21 protein-coding genes are annotated in these 20,501 nt (G+C 66.9%); 10 read left to right on the top strand and 11 right to left on the bottom strand.

Annotation, left to right across the window (positions count from 1 at the left end; translation table 11 throughout):
• Nucleotides 1–51 precede the first annotated feature (51 nt).
• Both KA712_06420 and truA read left to right on the top strand, forming a co-directional pair.
• Nucleotides 52–834, top strand: a complete 783-nt coding sequence (locus tag KA712_06420; protein MCG5052576.1) for a hypothetical protein — start codon at nucleotides 52–54, stop codon at nucleotides 832–834.
• Nucleotides 834–1,592, top strand: a complete 759-nt coding sequence (truA, locus tag KA712_06415; GenBank protein MCG5052575.1) for a tRNA pseudouridine(38-40) synthase TruA — start codon at nucleotides 834–836, stop codon at nucleotides 1,590–1,592. The genes KA712_06420 and truA overlap by 1 nt, the downstream gene beginning before the upstream one ends.
• On the opposite strand, the gene KA712_06410 is transcribed toward truA, so the two are convergent.
• Nucleotides 1,586–2,338: a 1-acyl-sn-glycerol-3-phosphate acyltransferase gene (locus tag KA712_06410; protein ID MCG5052574.1), complete on the bottom strand. Its 753-nt coding sequence runs from the start codon at nucleotides 2,336–2,338 to the stop codon at nucleotides 1,586–1,588. The genes truA and KA712_06410 overlap by 7 nt on opposite strands.
• Nucleotides 2,339–2,363: 25 nt before the next feature.
• Between KA712_06410 and pssA the strand changes: the two genes are divergently transcribed.
• A complete protein-coding gene (pssA, locus tag KA712_06405; GenBank protein MCG5052573.1) occupies nucleotides 2,364–3,269 on the top strand; it encodes a CDP-diacylglycerol--serine O-phosphatidyltransferase in 906 nt (301 codons plus the stop codon).
• Here the strand turns inward: pssA and KA712_06400 are convergent.
• From KA712_06400 to KA712_06375, 6 genes are all read right to left on the bottom strand, one after another.
• On the bottom strand, nucleotides 3,266–4,546 hold the full coding sequence (locus tag KA712_06400) for a PAS domain-containing protein (GenBank protein ID MCG5052572.1): 1,281 nt from the start codon (nucleotides 4,544–4,546) through the stop codon (nucleotides 3,266–3,268). The genes pssA and KA712_06400 overlap by 4 nt on opposite strands.
• Before the next feature lie 2 nt (nucleotides 4,547–4,548).
• Entirely contained in the window at nucleotides 4,549–4,977 is a 429-nt protein-coding gene (locus KA712_06395; protein MCG5052571.1) for a hypothetical protein, read from the bottom strand.
• Between the two features lie 101 nt (nucleotides 4,978–5,078).
• A complete protein-coding gene (locus KA712_06390) occupies nucleotides 5,079–6,461 on the bottom strand; it encodes a M23 family metallopeptidase (protein MCG5052570.1) in 1,383 nt (460 codons plus the stop codon).
• Between the two features lie 64 nt (nucleotides 6,462–6,525).
• The gene (gene recN, locus KA712_06385; protein MCG5052569.1) at nucleotides 6,526–8,307 is read right to left on the bottom strand and encodes a DNA repair protein RecN; all 1,782 of its coding nucleotides are present in this window, start codon (nucleotides 8,305–8,307) and stop codon (nucleotides 6,526–6,528) included.
• 105 nt (nucleotides 8,308–8,412) lie between these two features.
• Entirely contained in the window at nucleotides 8,413–9,276 is an 864-nt protein-coding gene (locus KA712_06380) for an NAD(+)/NADH kinase (GenBank protein MCG5052568.1), read from the bottom strand.
• A gap of 145 nt (nucleotides 9,277–9,421) precedes the next feature.
• Nucleotides 9,422–9,598, bottom strand: a complete 177-nt coding sequence (locus KA712_06375; GenBank protein MCG5052567.1) for a hypothetical protein — start codon at nucleotides 9,596–9,598, stop codon at nucleotides 9,422–9,424.
• 378 nt (nucleotides 9,599–9,976) lie between these two features.
• Here KA712_06375 and rpsU point away from each other — a divergent pair, with 378 nt between their 5' ends.
• The 7 genes from rpsU (at nucleotide 9,977) to ffh (ending at nucleotide 17,264) form a co-directional block, all read left to right on the top strand.
• Nucleotides 9,977–10,192, top strand: coding sequence for a 30S ribosomal protein S21 (gene rpsU, locus KA712_06370; protein MCG5052566.1), 216 nt, complete (start codon nucleotides 9,977–9,979; stop codon nucleotides 10,190–10,192).
• Nucleotides 10,193–10,334: 142 nt separating this feature from the next.
• Nucleotides 10,335–11,459, top strand: a complete 1,125-nt coding sequence (locus KA712_06365) for an aminotransferase class I/II-fold pyridoxal phosphate-dependent enzyme (protein MCG5052565.1) — start codon at nucleotides 10,335–10,337, stop codon at nucleotides 11,457–11,459.
• Between the two features lie 11 nt (nucleotides 11,460–11,470).
• Complete coding sequence (locus KA712_06360) at nucleotides 11,471–12,358, top strand: 50S ribosomal protein L11 methyltransferase (protein ID MCG5052564.1); 888 nt, start codon at nucleotides 11,471–11,473, stop codon at nucleotides 12,356–12,358.
• A gap of 13 nt (nucleotides 12,359–12,371) precedes the next feature.
• Complete coding sequence (locus tag KA712_06355; GenBank protein ID MCG5052563.1) at nucleotides 12,372–13,157, top strand: 16S rRNA (uracil(1498)-N(3))-methyltransferase; 786 nt, start codon at nucleotides 12,372–12,374, stop codon at nucleotides 13,155–13,157.
• A 48-nt stretch (nucleotides 13,158–13,205) separates the two neighbouring features.
• Nucleotides 13,206–13,736, top strand: coding sequence for an RDD family protein (locus KA712_06350; GenBank protein ID MCG5052562.1), 531 nt, complete (start codon nucleotides 13,206–13,208; stop codon nucleotides 13,734–13,736).
• 1 nt (nucleotide 13,737) lies between these two features.
• Nucleotides 13,738–15,597: a hypothetical protein gene (locus KA712_06345; protein MCG5052561.1), complete on the top strand. Its 1,860-nt coding sequence runs from the start codon at nucleotides 13,738–13,740 to the stop codon at nucleotides 15,595–15,597.
• Between the two features lie 59 nt (nucleotides 15,598–15,656).
• A complete protein-coding gene (gene ffh, locus KA712_06340) occupies nucleotides 15,657–17,264 on the top strand; it encodes a signal recognition particle protein (GenBank protein MCG5052560.1) in 1,608 nt (535 codons plus the stop codon).
• 71 nt (nucleotides 17,265–17,335) lie between these two features.
• Here the strand turns inward: ffh and KA712_06335 are convergent, their stop codons facing one another.
• From KA712_06335 to KA712_06320, 4 genes are read right to left on the bottom strand one after another with little or no spacing between them, the layout of a single operon-like run.
• Complete coding sequence (locus tag KA712_06335; GenBank protein MCG5052559.1) at nucleotides 17,336–18,349, bottom strand: class I mannose-6-phosphate isomerase; 1,014 nt, start codon at nucleotides 18,347–18,349, stop codon at nucleotides 17,336–17,338.
• Nucleotides 18,350–18,385: 36 nt separating this feature from the next.
• Complete coding sequence (locus KA712_06330; protein ID MCG5052558.1) at nucleotides 18,386–19,402, bottom strand: FHA domain-containing protein; 1,017 nt, start codon at nucleotides 19,400–19,402, stop codon at nucleotides 18,386–18,388.
• A 3-nt stretch (nucleotides 19,403–19,405) separates the two neighbouring features.
• Complete coding sequence (locus tag KA712_06325; protein MCG5052557.1) at nucleotides 19,406–19,933, bottom strand: histidine phosphatase family protein; 528 nt, start codon at nucleotides 19,931–19,933, stop codon at nucleotides 19,406–19,408.
• An 8-nt stretch (nucleotides 19,934–19,941) separates the two neighbouring features.
• Nucleotides 19,942–20,457, bottom strand: a complete 516-nt coding sequence (locus tag KA712_06320; protein ID MCG5052556.1) for a hypothetical protein — start codon at nucleotides 20,455–20,457, stop codon at nucleotides 19,942–19,944.
• Nucleotides 20,458–20,501 lie beyond the last annotated feature (44 nt).

The raw sequence follows: 20,501 nt of genomic DNA, 5'->3' as shown, positions 1-20,501 counted from the left end.
CCCGGCTTGACGGCGCGCGGCCGCATGCCCAAGCTGGGGCGGAGGTTTTTCGTGAACGACCGTTTTCGATGTTTGGCGTGCGCGGTGGCGCTCGGAGCCGCGGCCCTGTCGGTTGCAGGGCAGGCCTACGGGCAAGAGACGGTGGTCTCGCGGGGCGATCGGTACCGCTCGCCGAAAAACTGGGCCATGGAGCTGCACCTTGGGCCTTACCGTCCGAATATCGATAGCGAGTTTGGCAATCTGCCGGAAGACGAGCGTCCCTTCGCGCTCTACTTCGGCGATGACCGCAGGCTGATGGCCCGCGCAGAGCTCGATTATCAGATCTGGAACGGGTTCGGGTCGGTGGGGCTGGGCGTCTCCGTAGGTTACACGCGCCAGTCGGCCAAAGCCTTCGTTGAGCCTGAGCCCGGAGCCCTGCCCGAGACCCGATCGGGAGACGATACGAAGCTCATGCTGTTGCCCACGTCGGTGTCTCTGGTTTACCGCTTCGACGTGCTGGCTTTGCGCTGGAGTCTGCCACTCGTTCCCTACGCGAAAGCCGGCTTCGACTGGGTCTACTGGTCGATCTCGAACGGCAACGGCGACGTGGCCCGCGACGCCGCAGGTAACCGCGGCCGGGGTGGCACGTCCGGCTACCATCTGGCCGCCGGGCTTTCGATTCTGCTCGACGTCTTCGATCCGGGATCCGCCCAGGCGTTCGACGCCGAGACCGGAGTGAATCACACCTATGCGTTTGCCGAGTACCGCCACGCTGTGATCGACGGACTTGGCTCGGCCAACCGCCTTCACGTGGGCGATAGCACCTGGTCGGCGGGTCTGATGTTCGAGTTCTGATGAGCGCCGGACCCGATCCCGTTACACGCACGCTGCGTCTGCTGGTCGAATACGACGGAACGGCTTTCTGCGGCTGGCAGCGCCAGGCGAGCGATCGCACGGTTCAGCAGAGCATAGAAGAAGCGTTCGAGGCGATGTTGGGACACCCCGTAGCGGTGCGAGGCGCCGGACGCACCGACGCCGGCGTGCATGCGCATGGCCAGGTGGCCGCAGCCGACGTGGTGGAACGCATTCCTGTCCTGGGATTTCAGCGGGGTTTGAACGCTCATCTGCCCCGCGACGTCGCCATCGTGGAGGTCTCCGAAGCCGCGCCTGGATTCGACCCACGTCGCCATGCGCGGGGCAAAATCTACCGGTACACACTGTGGAACCACCCCACCCGCTCGCCCCTCAATGAACGGACTGCCTGGCACGTCAAGCGTCCCCTCAATCTCTCGCTCATGCGGCAGGCCGCAGCACGCCTCGAAGGCGAACACGATTTTCGGGCATTTCGAGCTGCCGACTGCCAGCGCCCATCCACGCGCAGGTTGATCCGGCGGATCGACGTGCGAAGGAGCGGCGCTCTCGTGACAATCGACGTCGAGGGCACGGCGTTCCTCAAGAACATGGTGCGCATCATGGCGGGCACTTTGGTGGGGGCGGGGCATGGCGAGATTCCTGCCGCGCAGATCGACGAAGCCCTCGTGCTGGGCACGCGCACCAAGGCAGGGGTGACCGCTCCGCCCCATGGACTGGCCCTGGTGCAGGTGATCTACTGACGGACGGCGGCCGGACGCGCCGCGACCGGCCGTTCTTCAGACGCTGCGAGGCGCGCGGCCACCATCGCTTGCACCCGCTCGACCAGGTGTGAACGTTCCGTGTCGGCGAGCCCCTGGGTGGGGACGGGGGGCGCCAGCACGACCTCCACCGGCCCCGGGCGGATCCACAGGGTTTTGGGAGGCAGAAGCGCGAAGGTGCCTCGCACGGCGACGGGCACGATGGGAACGCCGGCATTCACTGCCAGATGGAAGCCGCCCTTTTTGAACGACCCGAGCCGCCCATCGCGAGATCGTGTGCCCTCGGGGAAGATCAGCACCGACACACCTCCTCGGATGCGGCGAGCCGCTTCGTCGATGCTGCGGCGGGCAGCGTGCGGATCCTGCCGGTCGATGAAGACGAAGCGGCCGGCACGCAGCGCCCAACCGAAAAAGGGAATCGCACCGAGCTGCTTCTTGGCGATCATCCGGACCCGCACCGGCAAAACCGCGTAAAGCGCCCAAATGTCGGCGGCCGAGACGTGGTTCGCCACGAACACGTAGGGGCGTCCGGGCTCGAGGGTTGCCTCGCTTCGCAGCGTCACGCGCATCCCCGTCAAAAAGGCGAGCGTCTTGCCCCAGACGTGGGCGAGCTCGATGACTTTGTCGCCGGAGTTGTCTACCAGGCGCGCGACGTAGGCTAACAAGGAAAACACGAAGGTGGACAGGGCCACCAACAACGTGTTGAAAACGCTACGGACGAAGACCAAGACGGCCGCATGGTATCCTCGGGCCGTGGATTTCCGGAAGACCTTTTACATCCTTCCCAACCTGTTCACGCTTTCGAGCGTGCTTTGCGGGTTTGCCGCGCTGACCTACGCGGCCTCGGATCGAGACGAATCGGATCTCTACCTGGCCGCGTTGGCGATCTGTTTCGGCTTCTTCTTCGACACCTTCGATGGGCGGGTGGCGAGGCTGACCCGCACCCAAACGGACCTCGGGCGGGACCTGGACTCCCTCGCCGACCTCATCACCTTCGGCGCCGCCCCGGCGTTGATGATGTACAAGTGGGGACTGACCCGTTTCGGCAAGCTGGGTGTGTTCGTGGCAGGTCTCTTCGTCTGTGCCGGAGCGCTGCGTTTGGCGCGCTTCAACGTGCTGGCACGCCGAGACGGCGAGCACGAACGCAACAAAGGCCCGGGAAAGTACACGTTGGGTTTACCCATCCCGCCGTCCGCTTCGGTGCTGGTGCTCATGGTCATCGTGAGTCACAACGCGGGTCAGTACCGCGCGGTGAGCGAAACCTCGACGGCGGCCGTGGTGATCGTGCTTTCCGTCTTGATGGTGTCTCGTGTGCGGTTCCGGTCGTTCAAGGATCTGCGCCTCACCCGGCGCACGGTGGGCGTGTTGCTTCTCCTGGCCGGCGCGTTCGTGGCGACGGTGCGGGCGGGCATCGAGAAGAGCTTCGTGTTTTTGGTGTTGGTGTCCGCGTACATCGGGCTCGGCCTGGCCGAGGAGGTAGTGTTCTTTCGCTCGCGTCGCGCCGAGCGCCTCGTGGCCAAGCGCACGAAGGCTCAAAGCGATCACGCCGACCGCGAGGCGGACGACGCCGTCCTGCGAGAGCTCGGCGCGTTTGAGCCTCACGGTGAGGAGGCCTCCCCGAATGACGCGAGCAAAGACCCCTTGGGCCGGCCCGCCTAGAACCGCGGCGCCTGGAAACGGACCGGCGGGGCCAGCCCGTCCAGGGTGGCCCGCACGATCTTCAGCAGGTCTTGCGGAGAAAAAGGTTTGAGCACGAAGTTTTCTCCGGGTGTCAGTGCCCGCGTCTCGAAGATGGCGCTCTCGGCGTAGCCCGACATGAAGATCACACGGAGGTCCGGGTACCGGCCGCGCAGGCGCTTGACGATCTCGGGCCCCCCCAGCCCGGGCATGACGACATCCGTGAGCAGGAGATGAAGGGGCGCCGCGTGGGCTTCGGCCACACGAATGGCCTCAGGACCGCTGGCGGCTTCGAGTACGCTGTACCCCTGCCGCACGAGAATCCGCTTGGCCAGCTCTCTGACCAGCAGCTCGTCTTCCACCAGAAGCACCGTTTCGGTGCCGCTCGGCAAGGCATCGAGGGGTGCACTGTGGCTCCCCGTCTGCGCGGGGAGCGCGGAGGCAGCCGGTTGCGTGGCCACGAACCGCTGCTGCAGGAACCGCCTTTCGGTGGCGTCGATGCCCATGCCGGCCAGTAACGTGCGGCCGCTGTCTCGCAGGGGAAATTTGAGAGTGAAGAACACACGTTCTCCACCCGGACCACGGAGAGCCTCTTCAACGGCCTTGGGAAGCCCCGTCGTGAGGACTTCTCGATCCGACACCTGGATCGGCCCTGCCACCTCGGCCGGCCACAGATCGTGAGCGGTCTGCCCAACCCAACCTGAAGAGCTCAGACCCAAGCTGTCCACGAAAGCGGGATTGGCGTAGACGAAGCGTCCTTCCTCGTCCTTGAGGAAGGCGATGGCGGGACTGTTGCGCATGAAGGCCTCGAAGCGGGCCTCGCTGTCCCGCCAGGCCGCCTCGGCGTTCTTGCGCTCGGTGATGTCGATGCAGTACCCCGTGCACTCGAAGGGCTCGTGGATGGGATCGGCCTCGGGTAGTAGGCGCACCTCGTTTTGCAGCCAACGGTAGCCGCCGTCGCGGTGCTTGAAGCGGTACTCCCAGACACGGCTCCCCTCGGCGAGCAGACTAACCGCACCGCGCTCAGGCAAGCGCGAGCGGTCGGCCGGATGGAGCCGCGACAGCCAAAGGGCAGGATCGGACAGGATCTCTTCCGCCTCGAAGCCAAGCACCCGCCTTACGTTGGGACTCACGTACGAGAACGTCCACAGGCGGCCGAGCGTGCAGGTGTAAACGATGGCGGGGTTGTGCTCGAGCAATCGGTCGAGCTGCTGGCCGCTCACGCCTGTCCGGCGAAAGCTCTCCTCCCACGCCCCCACGCTCACTTCCCTTTGGGCTTCGCCTTCGGGTCGGCGGTCGCCGCGGTCCCGCCGCCGTCGTCCACTTCGACGAGAACGCCGTACACGATGCCCACCACAGCCCCGAAGAGGAAAGGAACATCGACGAGCGGTGTGCCCGCGGAAACGCTCAACGCCTCGGGAAGGGGCAACGAAAAGCCGCCCAGGAACTTGCGGGCTCCGAAGTAGACCAAACACGACAGCCCCGCACCAACCAAACCCTTGACGACCGGCGTCCACAACGTTTCCTGCCGCCACAGCGGCTTGCCGCAGATGACCCCGGTGAAAAAGCCAACGAGAGCGTAGACCAGATAGCCCGTACTCCCCGCGCCCAGGCCCAAAGTGTAAGCCCCGTAGCCAAGGCCACCGCCAACGATGCCGCCCTTCAGGAGACCAGTGATGACGCGAAACATACTGCTGGCAGTATAGCGCCGAACGGAGGGAGGGGGGCGGGGTTCCGCCCGTCCGTACGAGTTGCAGAGTGGGCGACTTGTTGCACCACCCCGCAGGTGGGTCAGTTCTTGGCCAAGACCCCGTCCAGGGCCTCGAGTTGCCGCTGCCAGGGCCGGATGGCCTCGCGATAGGTGGACGGCCGCGCCACGGGTCGATCGCGCATCCCCTTGACCTTCATGGGATCCACGAAGGAGCCATTGAGGGTCAAGCCGAAGTGCAGGTGAGGCCCGGTGGATAGCCCCGTGGTGCCCACGTAACCAATGACCTGCTTTTGCGATACGGTCAGACCTGCCTTGAGTCCCTTCGCGAACTTGCTCAAGTGGTAGTAGCGGCTGGCGTAGCCGTTGTCGTGGCGAATCACGATGGTGTTGCCCGAACCGCGCTTCATGGCGGCTTCCACGACCTTGCCACTTGCAGCGGCCCAAATGGGAGTTCCCACCGGGGCGGCATAGTCGACGCCCAGGTGGGCCTTCGTCATATGCAGCACGGGATGGAAGCGCTTCGTGTCAAACTTCGAGCTGACCCGCACGTAGCGAAGTGGTGTTTTCAGGAAGCTCTTCGTGATGGCCTGACCCTTTTCGTCGAAGTAACCCTCCTTGCCTCCTTCCACGTGACGGAACGCACGAAAGGTTCCCACCTTTCCGCTGTACTCCGCCGCCAGTACGTGACCGTAACCCTGAAACCCGCCGTCGAGGTACCGCTTCTCGATGACCACCTTCCAGACGTCCCCGGGATGTTGGTCCGTGTAAAAATTGATGTCCCAGGCAAAGAGGTCGACAAGCTTCGCAACGAGCGCGGGCGCCTCCCCGGCTCCCTGGATCGATCCGTAAAGGGACGAGTCGATGCGCCCGGCCACGTTCTCGGTGCGTAGCTCGACGGGCCGCTCGTGCTTGCTCGCCGACCAGCCGCCATCCGCCTGCCGGGTCACGACGTAGGTGAGGATGGCGCTTGGACGATATTCCATGCGTTCGGGTTGGCCCTCCTCGTCGAAACTGAGGGCAAACCTGTGACCCGGCCAAATGCTCTTTGGGTCCACCACCTTGCCGAGCGCGGCCGAGACCGTCAGGGCAACCTCGGCCCACCCCTCCCGCGCCAGCACGGTACTCAGCGTGTCGAGCTTGCCGAACTCACCTTCCACGACCCGCCCCTGATTCTCGGCAGCCGGATCTGTCGGATGTCCGTCGTCTTTGGCGGGTACCTGCCCCTGCCCCGCCTTGTCAGTGATCTCCGCGATCGACTCGGCCTGATTCTCCGCCATGGTGCGGGTCATGGAAGACGCCTCGAGCAACTCGGGGACGGCCGTGTCCTTCTTGAAGTAGAAGACGTAGACGTTGATCCCCGTCAGCCCTGCAAGCAGGAGGACCAGGCGTATCGACCCGCGCGCCGAGGCCCCCATGCGAGGGCTGCGGCGGCGGCGTTTTCCGGTGGTGTGCGGGCGTGCCACGGAACAACACCAGCACGCGAGGTCCGAGCCGTCAACTTAAGGACGCGCGCCTTCCGATCACGCGTCACGCGCGGCGCCTCTGCCGCGCCTGCTTGAGCTGCAAACGGGCGCCGCGAGCGCGGCGCAGCATCTGGCGGGCATGCTCTGCAGCCTCCGGCGTCGGTTCGATGCCTCCCAGCATGCGAGCGATCTCCTCCTCCCGCTCGGCGAGCTCGAGATCACGCACGCGCACGAAGGTTCGCCCCTTATCGGTGACCTTCTCGACCCGCAGATGGCGGTCCGCGTGGGCCGCGATCTGGGGAAGATGGGTCACCGCGAGAACCTGCCGCTCCGCCGCGATGGCCCTCAGCTTGAGTCCGATCACCTCGGCAACGGCTCCCCCGACGCCTGTATCGACCTCGTCGAAGACGTAGGTGAGCGTACGGTCCGCCCGGGCCAGGGCCTGCTTGACGGCCAACATCACGCGCGACAGTTCACCGCCCGACGCGATCTTGGCAAGAGGCCGCGGGGGCTCGCCCGCGTTGGGCGCGAACTGAAAACACACGCGATCACGTCCCTTCGGACCGAGCCCTTCGTTGCCGCGGTCTTCCACTTCGACGAGCACCCGCGCCCCCTTGAGGCCAAGCTCCTGCAGGGTCTCATCGATGGCGCGCCCCAAGCCTCGTGCGACCTGGCGACGCTTCTGTCCCAGCTCGACCGCGAGAGCATCGGCCTGCTCCCGTGCACGCGCCAGGATTTGCCGCCGCTCTCCCAGCGAGTCTTCGTAGGCCGCCAACTCGGAGAGTGAGCGCGCCAATTGGTCGCGGCTGGCGATCGCCGCCTCCAGCGAGCCGCCGTGCTTGCGCATCAGCCGGCCCAGCAGATAGAGACGTTCCTCGATTTGCTCCAGGCGTTGAGGGTCGAAACGGACGGTCGAAGCGTATCGGCCTAGCTCCCGCGCCACGTCCTCGACCACGGCTTGGGCATCGAAGAGGCGCCCCGCCGCCGCACCGAAAGCGGCATCCAAGGGTGCGAGGATCTCGAGCTCCCGCGCCACCGACCCGATCATTCCCACCGCAGCCGCTTCTGCCGAGTACAGCACTTGCTCCCCCCGCGCGGCGGCTGCCAGAAATTTCTCGGCGCCCCGCACGCGCTCCCGCTCGGCACGAAGCGCCTCGTCTTCCCCTGGAACCAGGTTGGCTTCTTCGAGTTCCCGGATTTGGAAACGAAGAAAGTCCTCGCGTTCAGCCCGCGTCCTCGCGTCAGCCTCGAAGGCCGCCACCTCGGACTCGGCATGCGACAACGTGCGGTGAACGTCCTCCATGCGGGACAGCAGCTCTCCGTTCTGAGCGAACGCGTCGACGATGGCGAGCTGGCTTTCGGGATCCATCAAGGACTGTTGGTCGTGCTGGGAGGTAATATCGATGAGTCCCCCCACGGTCTCGGCCAACTCCGCGGCCGTCGCCAGGCTACCCCCGAGGTAGATCCGCCCCTTGCCACTACGAGGAAGCACACGCCGAACGAGCAAGCCTTCGTCCGTCTCGTCACCCGCAGCGCCGGCCGCGTCTTCGTCTGGCGCCGGTTCCGGCGCCGGCTCGCCCCCCTCGGACGAGCGCCCGGCCTCAGCCAGCGACCGCCAGCGCGGGTCGTCGGGGCGCAAGGACCACACAGCTTCGACCTGCGCCTCTTTACAGCCCGTGCGCACGAGGTCGGAGCGCGCCCGCCCACCGCGAAGCAGGCCGAGCGCATCGACGATGATGCTCTTGCCCGCGCCCGTTTCGCCGGTGACGACCGTGAACCCCGGCCCCAAAGGCAACTCGAGCGACTCAATCAGGGCCAACCCAGAGATTCGAAGAAACGACAGCATACTGATTACCTGTTCACCTGTTATTGTGTTCAGTATTATCGGTCGAAAGTCCAGTGGGTTGCGGATTATTTTTCCGGGATCGTCGGCAGTCCCTGCGATCGCGCGCTAGCCCTGTCGTTCGCCCCAGCGCAACTTCTGGCGCAAGACCGTGAAGAACGGGTGGTTCGGGCGATAAAGACGAGCGGGGCGCTCTGCCTTGCTCACTTCGACGTGGGCGCCAGGTGGCAACTCGCGTCCCCACTGCCCGTCCAACGTCAAGCTCACCATGGACGGAGAGACGTTCTTCACGATGAGGCGGCGGTCGGCGCGCAGCACCACCGGACGGTAGGTCAGCGTATGCGGACAAATCGGCGTGAGCACCATCGCGTCCACCTGCGGCGTCAAGATGGGGCCCCCCGCGGCCAGGCTATACGCCGTACTTCCCGTGGGAGATGCCACGATGACCCCATCCGCTTTGAAGCTGGCGATGGGTTGCCCATCTGATTCGGCTTCCAGGTCGAGGAGACGGGCCATGCTCCGCTGCGTGAGCACCGCCTCGTTGAGTGCGTTGCGCTCGACGACAGTGGTGCCGTTCTCGACGACCGACACGCGAAGGCGCATACGCTCCTCGACGTCGAGCTGGCCGGATGCAGCCGCTCGGACCACGTCCCTCGCCTCGGGCAGCGTCCAGTGGGTCATGAATCCCAACGAGCCCAGGTTGATGCCGAGGAGCGGGACACCATGGTCTGCGACCAAGCCTGCGCCGTGGAGGAAAGTGCCGTCGCCCCCGAGCACCACCAGAGCATCGATGGCAGGCCCCAGCTCCTGGCCAGGCACCAAAGTGGCTCCCGGGAACTCGGTCGCATCGCCGGCCACGTCCTCTCGAGGCATCACCGACGCACACCCCAGGGACCCGAGGAGTTCGATCAAGTCGCGCGCGACGTGGCGCGCTTCCTCCTTACCGCGCTTGAGGACGAAGCCGAACCGCATGCGGTCGCATCATGTCACGTGGGTCAAAGCGGCGAAAGCAGAGCCTGCGCTGTGAGCGTTTCGCCGCGTAGATACGCGTGCAGCGCCGGAGCGTAAGCCCCGGCGCTGCCGCTGGAAAACGGGTGACCGCGGGAACGGGCCCGGTCTACTTCTCGTAGAACAACGTAATCGTCAGGCAGTGGAACTCGCTGTCCGAACTCTGAGTGACCACCTTGTTGGTGACCCGAACATCGGGGTTGTCACGCAGCCAGCGGGTGACGGCCTCACCCAGTTCGTCCCGCTCCCTTGCCTTGGTCGCTGTGAATACCTTGGCCCCCAACATGTGTGCTCCTTTTCGTGTCTCGCGCTATCGCCCCGCCTTCGGCGGTTTGCGGTACATACCGCAGAATTTCGAGATGTGTAAAGAAAATTAACGTTAGTGGGAATACATTCGGCAAGCAGTCACATGCGTTCAGGTGCGACTTGGACCAAAAGAAAGGAGCTGACGCCCACGTTCACCAACTCCTGACCCTCTTTCGTGTTTCGATGCCTGTCAGCCTTACGAGGCGTCAGACGATTCCATCCTTTATGAAGTGACTCCCGAAAAGCGAGCAGCACCCCCCTCCCTGGCGAAATCCGGCGCTTGACCCCCATGACCATGAGTGCTTTACTCCCGCGCTCACTTTCACCGCGCACGAACGCATCTAACTGGAGTTTTTGTTTGGAGACATTGGTCGGAAAACCCCTCGAGGTCGAGGTACGGGATTCCATCGACAAAGCCGTCAAGATCCTCAAGCAGCGCCTTTCGAAAGAGGGCGTGCTTCAGGAGCTGAAACGACGTCGGTATCACGAGAAGCCCTCGGTCAAGAAGAAGCGCAAGATGCGCGAGGCGCGCAAGAGGCGTCGTCGCGAAGCCAAGCGCAAGGTCATCCGCTGAGGGGTCGCGAGCCGCGATGACGAAGGACAAGCCCCCCGGCCTGTCCACGTTGGCGGTATCCGCGGGTGGCCCAGGCCCCCGCCCCGGTTCAGCTGCACACGGCGAGTCACTGGCTCCGGACTCGGCTGGCAGACCTGCTCGCGTGCAGGGCGGCCTTGGTCCTGCGGGTGAGCGCCCGCACGTCGCCCCGATCTACCAGACCTCCATTTACGAATACGCGGACGCCTCCGCTGCCGATGCGGCTGCGGAAGGCGGCGCGTATATCTACTCCCGCTACGCAAACCCCACCGTGGAAGCGCTCGAGGCCGCGGTGGCTTCGCTCGAAGGAGGCGACGAGGCCTGTGCCTTTGCGTCGGGCATGGGGGCACTCGCCGCCACCTTGCTCGCCCTCGGCCGTGGCGCCCACGTCTTGGTTTCAGACGGCATCTACGGCGGCACCACCGAGTTGGCGACGGGGCTCGGGCCTTCCCTGGGCTTGGCCGTGGAGTCCGTGCCGGCCTGGGACCTCGACGCAGTCGAGGCGCACCTCCGAACCGAAACGCGGGTGCTGTTGGTCGAGACCATTTCGAATCCCTTGCTGCGCGTGGTCGACCTGCCCGCCCTCGCCGCGCTTTGCCACCGCAACGGCACGGCCCTGGTGGTGGATTCCACATTCGCCTCTCCCGCCCTCGTCCGTCCGCTGGCCCACGGTGCCACCGCCGTCGTGCACAGCGCCTCGAAGTACCTGAGCGGGCACGGTGACGTGATCGGAGGCGTGGTGGTGGCCGCACGCCCAGTGCTCGAAGGCATCCGCCTCCGCAGAAAACTGCTGGGCGCCAACCTCGCGCCCTTCGAGGCGTTCTTGACCTTGAGGGGCCTTCGCACGTTGGGCCTGAGGCTGCCTCGGCAATGCGACAACGCCGCGGCCGTGGCTCGACACCTGCAAGGGCACGAGAAGGTCCGCGCGGTCCACTATCCTGGTCTTTCCCACCACCCGGACCACGAACGCGCCAGCCGCCTGCTCGCACGGCCGGGCGCGATGGTGAGCTTCGAGGTGGCAAATGTGGCGGAGGCGCGGAGGTTCTACGACCGCATCCGTGTTTTCCACCGCGCCGCCAGCCTGGGCGACGTTGCGTCGTTGGTCACCCATCCGGTGTCGTTCTCGCACAGAGGCGTTCCTGCCGACGCGCGGCGGGCGGCGGGCATCACGGAAGGCCTGCTGCGCCTTTCGGTCGGTATCGAGGACGAAGCCGATCTGCTCGACGACTTGGACCAAGCCCTGGCGTAAAGGAGCCTGACATGTGGACCGAAATCCAGATCGAGACCACCGAAGACGGCGCCGACCTCGTGGCCGCGACGCTCGCCGACCTCACCGGAGGCGTTGAAATCCGGGACGCGCAAACCCTCATCGCCGCCCAGGTGGGGCGCGCGGTGGTGGTGACCTTGTGCGCCCCCGAACGGCAGGGGGAGGTGCTCGAAGCCACCGAAGACGTCCTGGGATTCGCCCGCGAGGCGGGCACCACCGTCGACCCGGTGGCCATCCGCACGCGCCAAGCCCACGAAGAAGAATGGCGGGACGTTTGGAAGCAGTTCTTTCGCGCCACTCGCATTGGGGCGCATTTCGTGGTGCGCCCCTCGTGGGATCCGGGCACCCTCGTGAGCGGTGACCACGTCATCGACCTCGACCCGGGACGAGCGTTCGGCACGGGAGCGCACCCCTCGACCCGCCTCGTGATCGGCGCCTGCGAAGCCTTGGCCGACGCAGGCAACAGGCCTGTGCGCATCCTGGACCTCGGCTGCGGTTCGGGCATTTTGGCCATCGCAGCGGCGCGCCTGTGGCCTGCGAGCGAGATCTTGGCCGTCGACAACGACCCGGAAGCCACGGCCTGCACCGAAGAAAACGTGGCACGCAACGCGGTGACGAACGTCCGCACCCAAACCGGAGTTCTTGACGACCTAAGCGCTTCGTTCGATCTCGTGCTCGCGAACATTCAAGCGGACGTGCTGTGCCCGCTGGCGCCGGCGCTCTGGAGCGCGACGGCGCCTGGCGGGCACGTCCTGCTCTCGGGGATCCTGGTCGAGCAGAAGGACGACGTGAGACAAGCCTTCGCCGCCGCGGGTTTCGAGCCCCAGGAGAGCCGCGACGAGGGGGAATGGACGAGCTGGCGCTGTCGCCGGCCGGGCTGAGGCGAGCCCCTCCATGGCGGCGAGGCTTTTTTGGCCCCCCGCGGGCCACGCGGTCGACGGGAGCGCGCCCGAGCAGCGGCTGCCCCCCGAGGCGCATCGGTACCTCGCCCGGGTGCTGCGCCTCCGCGTGGGGGATACCCTGGTGGTATTCGACGGAGAGGGGCGGGAATGGGACGCCACCATCGTCAGGTCGCAGGACGAAGAGACGTGGATCCAGCTGTCGAACGGACGCCAAACGGCCGCACGCGGGACCACGCTCACCTTGCTGCAGGCCCTGCCGAAGGCGGACCGCATGGAGTTCGTCGTCCAGAAGGCCACCGAGCTGGGCGTCGACCAGATCGTGCCGGTGCTGACGAGTCGCGTGGTCGTACGCCTGGATCCCGACAAGGCTGCGGCACGGCAGCAGCGATGGCAGAAAATCGCGCAGGAGGCGGCCCGGCAGTGCGGCCGGGCTGACGTGCCGCGGGTGCACACCCCCAGCACGCTCGCAGACGCCTTGGGCAACTTGCCTCCTGGCAAGCGCCTGGCTGCCTGGGAGGACGCGCACGGGCAACCGCTGCTTGCCTGCGTAAACCCGAACGACGAGCACCTCCAGATCCTGATCGGCCCCGAAGGAGGTCTGAGCCGTGACGAAGTCGCTCGTGCCGAGGCTTTGGGCTTCGTGCCGGTGACCCTGGGACCCAGGATTCTTCGCACCGAAACGGCGGCGCTGGTGGCGCTCACGCTGGCGCAGGCCGGTACGGGAGGCCTCGACGAGAGCCACGAAGCACGACGCGCCCGCGCGTTGACGAGCGCATGAGTAAGCGAATACTTGACCCGGGTGACCGGCCGTCTTGAAAATCAGTCCATGACGTCTCACGCCGCCACGCTTGCGGCTCCTGCAAGCCACACCCTGCCCCGCGATGAGCGGGTGCTGAAAGTTCGAGCGGCATCCTTTCCCCGGCGCTTCGTGGCCGTGGTGATCGACACCGTCTTGGTGGTGGGGACGGCGCTGGGCGTATTGGCGCTGCTGGCGTTGGCCCTGCGCCTGGAACTTCCAAACGTCAAGGAGCTGGGCCCCGACCTCCTGGTTGCCGGCGTGCTCGATCGCAACCCCATGGCCGTGGGAGCGGTAGGCTTGCTCTTCGGGCTGGGCGCGCTCTACCACGTCTACCTCGCGGGCGTGGCGGGGCAGACCTTGGGGTTGCGGCTCATGGGACTGCGCATTATCTCGGTGCGCGGCACGCTTCCGGGGCCCGCGCGGGGCTTCCTGCGCTACCTCGCGCTTTGCCTGGCCGTGCTGCCCGCGGGCCTCGGTTGGTTGTGGTGTCTCTTCGACCGGGAGCGAAGGGCGCTGCACGACCACCTGGCGGGTACCTTCGTCATCTTCGACCAGTGACATGACCGCCGGCCGGGGCCTGGAAGAGCGGCTGGTTTCGAGCGGAGCCCTGCGCCGCGAAGCCGTGCTGATGGCCCGACGCCGTCAGCAGGTCTACGGAGGCGGTTTCGACACCGTCTTGCTGGAGATGGGGCTGGTCGACGAAGGCACGCTGTGGGCCTTGTTGGTCGAGGACAGTGGCCTTCCCCCTTTGCCCCCGGCCCTGCTCGAAGGGCCGATGATCGAGCCTGACGTGCTCGTGCGTCGCGATGTGGCGCGGCGCCTGGGCGCCTTTGCGTTCGAGTCCGAGCGGGGGGACTCCGAGCGGGTTCAGGTGGTGGCCCGTCCCAGTTTCGACACCGAGGCCGTGCGCGCGCTGCTCTCCGGGCGCGACGCCGACACCTACATCGTTCCTGAAGTGCGCTTCGAGGCCCTGCTCGGGGCCTTTTACGGACACCCCGTTCCGCCCCGGTTTCTGTCTTTGCTTGGGCGGCTCATGGGGGCCGAGCAGGTGCGCCGCTGGGCGGCGGCGCGGTCGCCTCGGCCACGCCTTTCGTCGCCCCTGGTCGATCTAGGCCCGCGGCCCCGTCCGCAGCCGGCTGCCCCAAACCTGCCCTCGCAGCCCGTGGCCGCGCCCGTCGAGACCACGCCGGCCCCCGCGGATCTGCCGCCTCGAGGCGCTCCGGACCCCGAAGCCAGGTCGGCAAAAGGACGCGCCCCGAAGGCCGCTCCCGCGGACACCCCGGCCCCAGGGGCCGCCCCTGCGGACACGCCAGCCCCGGAAGCTGCCCCCGCAGACGCCCCGGCTCCCGGCACCGCGCGCGTAGACACGCCTCTCACCGACGCAGCATCCGGTCACGCACCACGCAGCGAGCCGGTCCCGAGCGCCCTTTCGGCGCCGGAAGCCGAACGGCGGGCCCTGGAAAGGGAGGTGGAGGCGGCGCTCGACCGCATCGCCCCCCCACAGCCGGCATTGGCACAGGTAGCCCCTGTCCCGGGAAGCCCGCAGGCCCCCGACGAACTTTTGGGCGCGCTCGATCTCGTGGCTGAACTCGAGGGAGGGCCCCGCGCGGCCAGCGCCAGCAGCGCCATCCTTGCGCGGTATTCGGCCGAGGAGATCTTCGCGCGCCTACCGCAATTGGCCCGAAGGGGCGAAGGCGTTGCCCGGGCCGCCTTACCCCTGGTGGCCCAGGCGGCCCCCCTCCCGTGGCTGTTGGGCCGCCTGAACGCCGAGAGCCCACGCGAACGCCAGTGGGCGGCGTCGGCGTTCGGGTACCGGCTGCAAGGTCTCGTTGACCCTCCGGGCCCGGAGGCGCTGCAGACTCTGGCACGCCGGCTGGCGGATGAACCCGAGCGTGAGGTCAAAACGGCCTTGGCCCGGAGTCTTCGTCCCTTTGCGACGCACCCGGCGCTTCGCTCTACCATCACCCGCTTGGCGGCCGAGCTGACCGATTCGAGCGCACTCGACCCCGGTCGGGCGGCGGCCGCCTCCGTCCTGGGGGAGCTCCGCAGTGACGCCCCTGAGATCCGAGACCCGCTGGTGGAGGGTCTCGGAGCCAAAAACCTCGAGGTGATCGAGCTTTGTCAGGGGCAGCTGTTGCGGCTGACGGCGCACGACCACGGACGAAGCCGGGGCCGCTGGCAGCGATGGTTCGGGGCCCACGGGGACGAGGGGCGACAGACGTGGCTGGTGGAGGGGCTTGAAAGCAAACGCCCAGACTTGCGCCTGGTGGCCATCACCGAACTCGCGGAGCTCACCGGGCAGACGCTCGGCTACCACTTCGACCTGTTGCCAGGTCCCCGGAAAACGGCCGTAGCCCGCTGGCGGCGCTGGCTCGAGGACGGCCCACCCCGGCCGCCCGTGTCCCGGCCTTCGCCCTGACGCCCCCCCGCCGCCCGGGCCCGCAAACCCGGATCCACTGTGGTAGAGTCCGCGGCCCCATGTTCGAGACGCTCACAAAAGGCTTCCGCTCCGCCCGCCAACGCTTCCAGGGCCTCGCCGAACTCGACGAAGCCACGGTCGACGAAGCGCTGAAAGACGTACGCACGGCTCTGCTCGAGGCCGACGTCGGCTACGACGTGGTTCAGGACTTCTGCAAACGGGTGCGAGACAAGGCCATCGGCCAGATCGTGAAGGTCAAGGCCGGCACGGCCGACAAGACCCGCAAAGTGAGCCCCGTCGATCACTTCGTCAAGATGTGCAACGACGAGCTCGTCGAGCTCATGGGGCCGACGAACAGCGAGATCACCTTCGCGAAGAAGGGCCCCACCGGCATCATGATGGTAGGCCTTCAGGGCTCCGGCAAAACCACCACGGTGGGCAAGCTGGCCTTGTTGCTGAAGAAGCGGCACAAACGCCCCCTGCTCGTCGCCGCCGACGTTTACAGGCCGGCCGCGATCGATCAGCTCAAGGTGCTGGGCGAAAAGCTCGAGGTGCCCGTCTACGCAGAGCCGGGCGGCAGTCCGCCTGACATTTGCGAGCGGGCAATGAAGTTTGCCGCCCAGAACGGCCGTGACGTCATCATCTTCGACACGGCCGGCCGTCTGGCGATCGACGAGCCGTTGATGAACGAGCTCAGCGAGATCAAGCGGCGCTGCAACCCTGCCAACATCTTCTTCGTCGTCGACGCGATGATCGGGCAGGACGCCGTGGCGACGGCGAAGACCTTCAACGATCGGCTCGACTACGACGGCGTCGTACTGACAAAGCTCGACGGCGACGCGCGTGGCGGCGCCGCGCTGTCCGTCCGCGCGGTCACCAGCAAGCCGATCAAGTTCGTGGGTATGGGTGAGTCCTCGGAGCGGCTCGAAGAGTTCCGCCCTGACGGCATGGCCAGCCGCATCCTGGGCCAGGGCGACGTGGTGGGCCTCATCCAGCAGTTCGAGGAGGTGGTCGACCAGGAGAAGGCCGAGCAGGATGCGATGCGCATGCTCAAGGGGAAGTTCGACATGAACGACTTCCTCGAGCAGATCAGCGTGCTGCAGAAGATGGGCTCGCTGCGCGAGATGGTCGAGATGATCCCCGGAATCGCGGATCACATCCCAGAAAACGCGCAGATCGATGACAAGGAGCTGGTCAAGATCAAGGCGATCATCTCGTCGATGACCGACGACGAGCGCAGGCACCCCGAGCGCTTCATCGTCACCAGCTGGGAAGAGGTGATCGAGGGCGAGCGACGAAAAAAGAAGCGCAGCGCCTTTTACGACCAACACCGGCTGCGCCGCGTGGCCCGCGGCTCGGGCCGTCGGGAGCAAGATGTCGCCGACATCCTCAACCGCTTCGCGATGATGCGGCAGATGATGCAGCAGATCGGTCAAAGCACGGGCCTGCTCGGCCGATTGCCCGGATTCAAGCAGCTGGGACAGCTGCGCCAGATGGGTCAAATGGCGAAGATGGGTGGCCTCGACATCAATCAGCTGGCCAGCATGATGTCGACGCCCAGCATGGAGCGCGGTCACTTCTCGGCCCCAAAACGGAGCGTCGAGAAAGTGAAGATGAAGCAGAAGCGCCGCGAACAGAAGAAAGCACGCAAGAAGAACCGCAACTAACGTGCGGCCTTCGGCCTGGCGGAGACGGAGCGCGCAACGCCGTCGGGCGTGACGAACGCGGCGCCACCGCCTCAGGTGGGCGGGAACTTTGGGGTGGCGGCGAGCACCTTGAAGTCATCCGTCGCGGCCACAGCCTGCCAGCCCCCGGCCAAGGCGGGGACGAGCGCGGTCTGCATGGGCCCCAGGGCCAACGTACCCCCTTCCGTGACGAGCTGCCCTCGTCCCCCGAGGCAGGTCACGATCGTGCAAACCCGGGCGCGCGTGGGCGTGGACGCCGTGACCTGACCGCTTCGCTCGAGCAGACGCTCCTCGACGGCGAAGTACGCGCACGACGCCAGGCTGCGCACCAGTCCACCTGCCGGGTGCGCCTCGCACGCTGGGCGCACGGGCCCAAACCCGGTACGGGCAAAATCGATGGTCGCGAGCGACTCGGCCACGTGCAGCGGACGAGGCTGGCCGTCGAGCCCCACACGCCCCCAGTCCCATACGCGGAACGTGATGTCGGAGGTCTGCTGCACTTCGTAGAGCAAACACCCCCGCCCCAGAGCGTGTACGGTCCGTGCCTCGAGGAAAAAGAAATCTCCGGCCCGCGTCTCGAACCGGTTCAGAGTCTCCTCGACACGCCCCTCGCCCAAAGCGGCCTCGAACGCGGCGCGATCCACGCCGGGTTGCGTTCCCTGAAAAAGTTCGCCTCCCTCACCCACCATCAGCCAACATTCTGTTTTGCCGTTCTGCCCGAGCCCCAGGCTCTGGGCCAAGGCGTCGTCGGGGTGCACCTGCACGCTCAGGCGATCGGCGGCATCGATGAGCTTGACGAGCAGAGGAAACGGCCCCCCCGCGAAGCCGTCACCCACGAGCGCCCTGCCAAACCGCAGCGTCAGCTCTCGCAGCGTTTCACCCGCCAAAGGTCCCTGGGATACAACGCTCATGCCACGCTCTTGGTCCGCAAGATCCCAGGACTCACCCACGGGCCCTTCGGGCAGATCCGTGCGGTACGCCTCCATGCGGCGGCCGCCCCAGACGAGCACCTGGTAGCGCGGGCTAAACACCAAAGGAGCGCGAAGGGCGGCAACAAGGTCGGTCATGGGGCGCAGAATAAGAGCCAGAACCCGCGGCCGCAATCACATCGCCAGCACCAGCACCAGGCCCGCCAGCGCCAGCAGCACGCCGCCGGCGAGCAGCCCAAACCACAAGGCGACACCACGAGCCCGAGGCTGCGGTAAGCGCTGTGTGCGCCCGGCTGGCGGATGCCCTGCCGCGCGCAAGGGCTGACGGGCAGGCCGCGCGGCGGAACCCTTCCCCGCAACCGCCCGCGGCGTGCCCGCCTCGGGTGTTGGGGCCGCAGGAGGCGCGGCCACCGGGTTTTCGGGCCCACTGGGGTCCTGCATGACCCGCAGGTATCGGTCTTCCGGATCGTCGAGGCGCAGGCGGGTGGCGCCCAGGACCACGAGCGTGCCGTCTCCCAAACGCACGGCGCCTGCGATGCGCTTTCCTTCCACCATCACGCCGTTTTTCGAGCCCAGGTCGGTCACGAAGATCCCGTCCCAGCGGCGCTCGAGCGCCACGTGTTCACGGGAGGCGTCCGCGTCCGACAACACCAGATCGCAGGTGGCGCCACGCCCCACGCGGTACACCCGTCCGCTGTCCGGCAGGGGAAGGCGCTGCCCACGGTCGGGGCCCTCCACGACCTCCACCACGGCCACCTCCGTGGGGCGCACGGCCCCGAAGAGGTCCGCCACCAGACGCCGCGCGATGGTGGTGGTGCCATGCACCTCGCCCGTGCCCACCGGGGGCGCGGGGCCGTCGCCCACGACACCTGCGAACACCACGGTGATGTCAGCCAGGCGCAGCTCGTCTCCGCCGCGCAGGGGCTCGGGGCGGTGCGCGCCGATGCGGCGAGGGCCAATCCAGGTGCCATTGACGCTTCCAAGATCTTCAACCCACCACTGTCCGTCGAGCGCAAAGACGCGGGCATGCAAGGTGGAAACGGTGGGAAACGGCAGCGTGAGACCCAGGTCGGGCCCCCGACCGAGACGCACCTCGCCCTGGGCCGCTTCCATCTCGACCATGCGTTCGGTGGCGCGGGCGCCCCCGAGCAGCGCAGGGGGTCGCAACACGAGGCGGATGCGCTGGTTCATGGGTCAGGACGAAGCGGGGTGCTTGCGCTTGCCCGCCACGGGATCGATCGACCAACGCCACTGCCCTGGCCGGTCGAGCCCCTGCGCCAACCGGATCCTCAGCGCCTCGCCCTTGAGGAGGCCCCGGCCCAAGGGGCGCCCGAGGAGCAAGCCCGCCAAGGACGAAAGGATCGGCTCGTGGGCCACGAGAGCGATCCGGCGCGCGGGCGCGAGCGCGCGCACGAACTCGATCACGGCGCGCGGTGAACGTTCGGGCTCGAGGCAACGATCCACGACGACCTGGCCGGCGTGGTCCAGGCGGGCGATCACGATCTCGGCGGTCTGCACGGCCCGCACCAGGGGGCTCGAGACCACCACGTCGAAGCGGGTCCCGGTGCGCAGCAGACCTCGGCCCACCCGCGCCACCTCTCGCCTCCCGCCCGGGGTGAGCGCCCGGTCACTGTCGCGATCGGCGTCGTGGGCGGTGCCGTGACGAATGAGCGTGAGGTGGATGGGCTTTTCGCGGAGGGACGGCGGGTTCGCTTCGCTCATGCGCTCCCTCACGCCTGGCCGGAAGGGTCAGAGCCACGAACCCCCGTGCCGGGCGCAGGCGGCGGTTCTTCTGCCGCCAGAGGGCCTGGGTCGATGCCATGGCGCTGCAGGGCCGCAAGATAGTGGTCGCGCTCGGCCTGCGCGCGCAGCAGCCGGGTCCGCATGACGTCGTTGTTTTTCTTGAGCCGTTCGATCTCCGAGATGTCGCGCATGCGGGTCGCGTCCATCTTGGAGGCCCGTGAGAAGGCCTTGAGGAAGTCGGGCAAATCTAGATCCGCGATGGGGTTGGCGCGGTACTTGCCCACGTCCACCTTCTCGATCGCACCCTCGGCCCCAAGCCCAATCAATGTGCGGGCCACTTGCGGCTCTGCCGCCCCGATCGCCAACGCCACGTCCACGGCGGAGAAGACCTCCCCGCCTTCTGCGCGCTTGCGGAGCTCGTCGAAGAGCACCTGTCGATCGACCTTCACACCGCTGCTGTCGGACCCGAGCGTGGTCGCCCGCGTGCCAGCACTGCGCTTCATGCTCATCGCTGCCTCCCCGTTTTGCTTCTTATACCAGCAATCGC

The sequence above is a fragment of the Myxococcales bacterium genome, assembly GCA_022184915.1.
Lineage (GTDB): Bacteria > Myxococcota_A > Polyangia > Fen-1088 > Fen-1088 > JAGTJU01.
The sequence above is the reverse complement of the archived record's forward strand: the minus strand, read 5'-3'. Positions and strand labels throughout refer to the sequence as shown.

Coding starts and splice junctions, on each gene's coding strand:
- truA (MCG5052575.1), top strand. CDS start 834: ATGAGCGCCGGACCCGATCCCGTTACACGCACGCTGCGTCTGCTGGTC.
- KA712_06395 (MCG5052571.1), bottom strand. CDS start 4,977: ATGTTTCGCGTCATCACTGGTCTCCTGAAGGGCGGCATCGTTGGCGGT.
- recN (MCG5052569.1), bottom strand. CDS start 8,307: ATGCTGTCGTTTCTTCGAATCTCTGGGTTGGCCCTGATTGAGTCGCTC.
- KA712_06380 (MCG5052568.1), bottom strand. CDS start 9,276: ATGCGGTTCGGCTTCGTCCTCAAGCGCGGTAAGGAGGAAGCGCGCCAC.
- KA712_06375 (MCG5052567.1), bottom strand. CDS start 9,598: ATGTTGGGGGCCAAGGTATTCACAGCGACCAAGGCAAGGGAGCGGGAC.
- KA712_06360 (MCG5052564.1), top strand. CDS start 11,471: ATGTGGACCGAAATCCAGATCGAGACCACCGAAGACGGCGCCGACCTC.
- KA712_06355 (MCG5052563.1), top strand. CDS start 12,372: ATGGCGGCGAGGCTTTTTTGGCCCCCCGCGGGCCACGCGGTCGACGGG.
- KA712_06350 (MCG5052562.1), top strand. CDS start 13,206: ATGACGTCTCACGCCGCCACGCTTGCGGCTCCTGCAAGCCACACCCTG.
- KA712_06345 (MCG5052561.1), top strand. CDS start 13,738: ATGACCGCCGGCCGGGGCCTGGAAGAGCGGCTGGTTTCGAGCGGAGCC.
- ffh (MCG5052560.1), top strand. CDS start 15,657: ATGTTCGAGACGCTCACAAAAGGCTTCCGCTCCGCCCGCCAACGCTTC.
- KA712_06335 (MCG5052559.1), bottom strand. CDS start 18,349: ATGACCGACCTTGTTGCCGCCCTTCGCGCTCCTTTGGTGTTTAGCCCG.
- KA712_06330 (MCG5052558.1), bottom strand. CDS start 19,402: ATGAACCAGCGCATCCGCCTCGTGTTGCGACCCCCTGCGCTGCTCGGG.
- KA712_06325 (MCG5052557.1), bottom strand. CDS start 19,933: ATGAGCGAAGCGAACCCGCCGTCCCTCCGCGAAAAGCCCATCCACCTC.
- KA712_06320 (MCG5052556.1), bottom strand. CDS start 20,457: ATGAAGCGCAGTGCTGGCACGCGGGCGACCACGCTCGGGTCCGACAGC.